Genomic DNA, 6,072 nt, shown 5'->3' with positions numbered 1-6,072 from the left:
CCGGTTCTCAAGGTGCACGCCTGCGCTGGTTCCCGGTTCCACCGGGCCGCGCGGCAAGGAGATATATTGCCAGACCGGAGGGGCGCCGTGGGCGGGAATCTGGTCGTACACATTTCCTACACAGTTTGGGATCCGACTAACGTTTGCCAGCCGTTAACTACCGCTCGCCGAGCATCTCTTTATATAAGGCAGTCTCATGGTTAAAGCGGATACGTCCCCCTAGCTAAAGCACAGCCAGCATCGAGCAACTCATCACGTTCTTCCACCGAGAACCCCTCGGCGTAGACGCGCACCACTGGTTCGGTCCCGCTAGGACGGACCAGCAGCCACGTGTCATCCTCGAATGACAGACGCAAGCCGTCCATATGACTAACGTTTTGCGGCACCTTGCCACAAATCGACTTGGGGTTTACGCCCGGCAGCAGGGTTCGTAACGTTTCGGCATCTTCGGCCTCAAGGCGCAAATCGCGTCGACCGTAACTCGTCTTACCAAAACTGTCCTCGAGTTGGTCGACCAGAACGCCCAAAGGCGCGTCCGTCTTTGCCATAAGCTCACACAGAATCAGACAGGCGAGGATTCCATCGCGCTCGGGCATATGCGCGGCGATGCCGATACCACCGGCTTCTTCGCCGCCTATGAGGACGCCGCCCTTCTTCATCTCCGCCGCTATATATTTGAAACCGACTGGTTTGACGGTCACGCGGCAGCCAAGCGCCTCGGCAATGCGACGTACGAGCGTCGAGCATGAAAGATTGACGACGACGCGCCCCTCCAAATTACGAAATTGAATCAAGTCGCCCAAAACGAGCGCCATGATCTGATGCGGATGTATATATCTGCCGCGCTCGTCAACCGCGCCGATACGGTCGGCGTCGCCGTCGGTCACCAGGCCAGCGCAAGCTCCGTCCTCGATAACCGTGCGCTCGCAAGCGTCCACCCAAGGTTCAACGGGGTCGGGGCAGATATCTTCTTGGTCAGACGCCTGCCCGGCGTGAATCTCGTGCGCCTCAACGCCAAGCTCGCGCAGCAAGTCGGCTAGATAGCCCTGGGCTGCGCCGCCCATGGGATCGACAACCACGCGCAGGTGCGCGGCGCGGATGGCTTCGGCATCGACAAATGATGCCACCGCCTGCATATAGTCAGGAATGATATCCGCGGTGCGATATTGCCCCTCGATCCCCATTGGCTCGGGAGCCATGGTCTCTTCGAGCTCTTCGATGACATCCTGGTTGGCGGTTGAGCCGTCACCCATGCGAATCTTGAGGCACAGATAACCCTGCGGATGATGGGACCCCGTCACCATGAGCGCGCCGCACGCCTCACCGTCATAAGCCGCCGCCCACGTAAGGGCAGGGGTCGGAACAGGTCGCGAAGCGAGCACGGCGTCCAGCCCGTGCGCTGCTAGCACGCCCGCCGCAAGTTCAGCGAACTCGCTCGCCAGGGGCCGGGTGTCGAACCCTATATATACTGTTTTGCCCGGATTGGTCTTTTGCCACAACTCGCCGACGGCATCGGCGATACGAGCAACGTTATCGGCAGTGAAGTCCTCATCGACGCGAGCGCGCCAACCGTCAGTTCCAAAATGAATTATCGCGCACACGCGCAGACACCTCACAGTGTTTGGATCATGGTACGCATGGGGTATACCCGCAACATGCACTCGGCAACCTGCCGGCACCAGCATTCACCATTTGGGCAAATGCTGCCGAGGACATGCAAGCAATAAAAAAAACCGCCCCGTATGGAGCGGTTTTGCCCTTTATATATCGAGCGCCTCGGCCATCGCGGCCGTAGTGATTGCCGTGGTTCCACAGCAACTGCCCACCATTGCGGCACCGGCATGTCTCCATTCGATGCATGCGCGCGCGAAAGCTTCGGGGTTCTCGTGCCATACGGGGCCATCCTGAGTCTGGACCGGATCGCCTACGTTGGGACGCACCGTGACGGGAGTAGTCGCCGATGCAACCATCCTGGGCACCGCCGCGTTCGCGGCCGCAAGCGAACAGCAATTAACACCAACCGAGTTTGCGCCGTGTTTTTCGGCGTACAAAACGGCCGCCTCGATGTTGAGGCCATCGCCCAACAGGTCGCCTTTATCGTCAACGACAAAACTCACCAGAACAGGCATGCCGTCGGCGGCATCTCGGGCGCCGGCAAGCATGGGCTGCAAATTACGGATAGACGTCACCGTCTCGATCAGCAGACCGTCAACGCCGGCATTGAGCAAGGCGTGCGCCTGTTCGCGCGCAATGCCTCGGATTTCACGATACTCGGCAGAGTCCTCGGCAAACCACTCAATACCGATCGGGCCCATCGAGCCCAGCAGCAGTTGCGGGTGCGCCTGGCGAGCATCGTCGACGGCCCCGCGATTGACCTCCGCCACGGACGGCGCAATCTGGTCGTGCTTGAGGGCATAGCTTGATGCCTGAAAGGTGTTGGTAATGAGCGCCTGCGCGCCGGCAGCGACATACAAGCGATGGATACGAGAAACGGTCTGCGGCTCTGCCAGATTCCAAAACGCCGGTGGAATGTCGGCGGCATCGTACTCACTCAACAGAACACTGCCCATGGGGCCCTGCGCCAACAAGGTCTCGCTCGACAAGCGGCGCGCAAGTTCCTCGGCACCAAAGCGGTTGTAATAACTCGTATCCATATATATCCCGCTATTCCTCGACGCTGATTCCCTGCTTTTCGAGATAGGCGAGCCAGCGGTTCATCGTGTCCTCGGAAAGCGCATGCTCCATCATGCAGGCCTCGGAATCGGCTCGCTCAAATTCGACACCGAGCTCCTGAACCAAAAACGTGCGGATGAGGCGATGACGGTACCAGATAGCCGTACCAACCTCGCGGCCGCGATCGGTCAGGACTACCTTGCCGTAGTGCGATTGCTCGACAAGTTCGGATGCCTTGAGCGCCGAAACCGCTTTATTGACCGATGCCTTGGAGACGCCAAGGCGCTGCGCGATGTCGACCGATCGCACGCCGTTGGTTTCCCCCTCTTCGCTTTCAATGCGAACCATGCACTCCAAGTAGTCTTCGTTCGCCACCGTCAGATGTAGTTCGCGCGAGCTATTTGTCGTATCCATGATCTTCCGTCCCTTCTGCATTCAATGGCTGATTCTACCCCATCCAAGCGTCGTGGTATGCCGTGGCATACCGTGCTAGAGTTCTTGTTGCACACGACGACCAAGATTGGAGCGGTCTTTATGGAAAACACCACCACGAGCCCCGATGTCCTCGAACGCTTTTTGCGCTACGTCCAGATCAACACGCAGTCCGAGGATGCAAACTGCGACCAGGTACCCTCGAGCGCCGTTCAGTTTGACCTTGCCAACGTGCTGGTTGAAGAGCTGCGCGAGCTTGGTGCGGAAGATGCCCACGTGACCGAGCACGCCTATGTCTGCGCGCATATCCCCGCAAGTGCGGGCGCTGAGGACAAACCCGCCCTGGGCCTGATCGCCCATCTCGACACCACCGAAGTTGCACCGGGCGCCGGCGTGAAGCCGCATATCGTACACTACGAAGGCGGCGACCTGGTCTGCGGCACGGTTGACGGAAAGCCCGTTGCCATGAGTACCGCCAAGCTTTCCGCCCTGAATGACCTCGCGGGTGAGGACCTGGTCTGCAGCGATGGTACCACGCTGCTGGGCGCGGACGACAAGGCAGGCGTCGCCGAGATCATGTCGCTTGTCGCGCGTATCGCTCAGGACCCTTCTCTGCCCCATCCCGCACTCGGCATTTGCTTCTGCCCTGACGAGGAGATCGGCCACGGAGCCGAGCTGTTGGATATCGATACCTTTGGCTGCAAGTACGCCTACACGGTCGACGGCGGCCCCATCGGCGAGCTGGAGTGGGAGTGCTTTAACGCCGCCGAGGCGACCGTCCGCTTTGAGGGCCAGTCCATCCACCCGGGCGACGCTAAGGGCCGTATGGTCAACGCAGGCAATCTGTTCTGCGACTTCAACGCGTTGCTCCCCTACGTGCAGCGCCCGGAGTATACGGAAGGCTACGAGGGCTTTTATCACCTTGAGGGTGTATCTGCGACCGTCGATCACGCCACAGCGCGCTATATCGTCCGCGACCATGGCGCCGCCAAGTTCCAGCAGAAACTCGACCTTATTGATGCCGCCGCCTCGATGCTCAACCAGCGTCTGGGTGAGGAGCGCGTGACAGTCGAGATTAAGCAGCAGTATCGAAATATGGCCGAGATCGTTCGTGACTATCCCGAGCTCATTGATGTTGCCAAGGAAGCCTACCTTGCCTGCGGCGTTGAGCCCCAAGTACTGCCGATTCGTGGCGGCACCGACGGCGCTCAGCTGTCGTTCCGCGGTCTGCCCTGCCCCAACCTTTCCACCGGCGGCTATTGCTACCACGGCGTCAACGAGTTCGTCCCGGTCAGTTCGCTCGTCAAGATGACCGACGTGCTCCAGGAGCTCGTCGCCCGCTTTGCATAAGCCTGGCTGCACAAGTCCAAAAGACGAATTGCCCCGTCCTCAACCAAGAACGGGGCGATTTTTTTACTGCAACGAGAATAGGTTGACGCACGCCAGCCTCTTAACGCAAGGAGTGTCCCAAACTGCCGGCACATAAGAAACGTCCCCAAGTGCCAAGTGCATCAAGAGTGTCCCCTTTGACCAGTCGTTTAAGAACGTCCCCAATGACTAACGTCGCAGGTTGAGGACGGGCAGCGAGCGGGTTGCATTTGAGACAAGGTGACGTGAAACGAAAGGGCGCTGACCTTCTGGTCGCGCCCTTGAAGTTGAACGTCAGATTGTCCAAATGCGGCCCGCGCAGCGTCAAGCGGTTACGCGGTTTGGTAAAACCGCGTAACTTAGTAGTTGGCTTCGTAGCCGTTGCCGTCGCCGGTGGGCTCTTCGTAGTAGTCCGAATCGCTTGAATCGCTTGAGTCATCGGAATCGTCAGAGCTGACCGATGAGGTTGCGGTACCGTTTGCGTAATCGTCAGACGTGTTGTTGTTCAGGTCGCCGATCGTAGAGCTGGAACCATCGGAAAGACCCATGGTGTTGGGACCCTTGGGATCCTTGCCGGCATCGACGCGCCCCATCATTTCCTTGAGCTCGTCCTCGTAGACAAAGACGTAGCTCACACCGTCGATCATGGTGCTGTCGTCGGCGTACGAGGGCAGGTTGGCCGAGTAGATACCGTCGACATCCATACCGCGCATGGCGTTGACCGTAGCCACGATATCCTGAACGCTCATATCGGTTACGAGCATATCGGACAGCGAATTAACCAGGCCAAAGATCTTCGTGGCATCGAAGTTATTGAGAATCTGGTTGGCAAGGGCGCCAAGCACCTGGCGCTGGTGGCGCATGCGCGTGTAATCGCCGTCGGCATAGGTGTAGCGGCAGCGGGCATAGGTAAGGGCGGTGGCACCGTCCATATGCTGCTGGCCAGCGGTAATCTTAATATCCAGGTGCTCGGGGTCGTCAACATCATCGGTTGCGTTAATGTCGATACCGCCAACCGAATCAATCAGCGCCTGCATACCGTCGAAGCTGACCTCGGCATAGTGGGAAATCTGAACACCGCACAGCTCGTTGACCGCCTCGACCATGGCCTCGGCGCCGCCAACGGTATGGCAGGCGTTGATCTTCATGGTCTCGCCCTTGTACTCGACCTTGGTGTCGCGCGGAACGGAAATGAGCGTCGCCTGCTTTTGCGTGGGGTCGATGCGTGCCAGGATAATCGAGTCGGCACGATACGTATCCTCGCCCGGACGGCCGTCGGTGCCAAGAAGCAGCACGTAGAACGGATCCTTTGCCTCATCGGTGTCAACCAGAACCCGACGCAGATTGTCGGTAATGACATTAGAATCGCCGAGCTTGCCCATAATGGTGGCAAACCACAGGCCGGCAGCGGTAGTGGCACTCAGCAGCACGCCAAGCACGACAATGAGCGCGACGTGACGAATCGTGTGGCTACGACGACGTTGGCGAGCTCGCTCGGAATAGCGAGCCACGTTATCGCGACTGTAGATCTTGGCCTGCGCACCAGTTGAGGGTCTTCGGGTGGTGGTATCCGCGAGGGGCTTTTTATTAAACATAGGC

5 protein-coding genes are annotated in these 6,072 nt (G+C 59.0%); 1 reads left to right on the top strand and 4 read right to left on the bottom strand.

Annotation, left to right across the window (positions count from 1 at the left end):
- Nucleotides 1-200: 200 nt before the first annotated feature.
- The 3 genes from I2G40_RS06565 to I2G40_RS06555 all read right to left on the bottom strand — a co-directional run bounded on the left by I2G40_RS06565 (nucleotide 201) and on the right by I2G40_RS06555 (nucleotide 3,087).
- Complete coding sequence (locus tag I2G40_RS06565) at nucleotides 201-1,601, bottom strand: phosphoglucomutase/phosphomannomutase family protein (RefSeq protein WP_324252578.1); 1,401 nt, start codon at nucleotides 1,599-1,601, stop codon at nucleotides 201-203.
- 159 nt (nucleotides 1,602-1,760) lie between these two features.
- Nucleotides 1,761-2,654 (bottom strand): homocysteine S-methyltransferase family protein, encoded by an 894-nt coding sequence (locus I2G40_RS06560; protein ID WP_195544542.1) that lies wholly within the window; start codon nucleotides 2,652-2,654, stop codon nucleotides 1,761-1,763.
- Between the two features lie 10 nt (nucleotides 2,655-2,664).
- Nucleotides 2,665-3,087, bottom strand: coding sequence for a metal-dependent transcriptional regulator (locus tag I2G40_RS06555; RefSeq protein WP_035138800.1), 423 nt, complete (start codon nucleotides 3,085-3,087; stop codon nucleotides 2,665-2,667).
- A 120-nt stretch (nucleotides 3,088-3,207) separates the two neighbouring features.
- Here I2G40_RS06555 and pepT point away from each other — a divergent pair, with 120 nt between their 5' ends.
- The gene (gene pepT / locus I2G40_RS06550; protein WP_195544541.1) at nucleotides 3,208-4,455 is read left to right on the top strand and encodes a peptidase T; all 1,248 of its coding nucleotides are present in this window, start codon (nucleotides 3,208-3,210) and stop codon (nucleotides 4,453-4,455) included.
- A gap of 377 nt (nucleotides 4,456-4,832) precedes the next feature.
- Here the strand turns inward: pepT and I2G40_RS06545 are convergent, their stop codons facing one another.
- Nucleotides 4,833-6,068, bottom strand: coding sequence for an LCP family protein (locus tag I2G40_RS06545; RefSeq protein ID WP_195544540.1), 1,236 nt, complete (start codon nucleotides 6,066-6,068; stop codon nucleotides 4,833-4,835).
- Nucleotides 6,069-6,072: the final 4 nt, after the last annotated feature.

This window comes from Collinsella aerofaciens, assembly GCF_015558785.1.
Lineage (GTDB): Bacteria > Actinomycetota > Coriobacteriia > Coriobacteriales > Coriobacteriaceae > Collinsella > Collinsella aerofaciens_P.
The sequence above is the reverse complement of the archived record's forward strand: the minus strand, read 5'-3'. Positions and strand labels throughout refer to the sequence as shown.

Excerpts from the sequence above, each read along its gene's own strand:
- I2G40_RS06560 (WP_195544542.1), bottom strand. The coding sequence starts at position 2,654 with ATGGATACGAGTTATTACAACCGCTTTGGTGCCGAGGAACTTGCGCGC.
- I2G40_RS06555 (WP_035138800.1), bottom strand. The coding sequence starts at position 3,087 with ATGGATACGACAAATAGCTCGCGCGAACTACATCTGACGGTGGCGAAC.
- pepT (WP_195544541.1), top strand. The coding sequence starts at position 3,208 with ATGGAAAACACCACCACGAGCCCCGATGTCCTCGAACGCTTTTTGCGC.
- I2G40_RS06545 (WP_195544540.1), bottom strand. The coding sequence starts at position 6,068 with ATGTTTAATAAAAAGCCCCTCGCGGATACCACCACCCGAAGACCCTCA.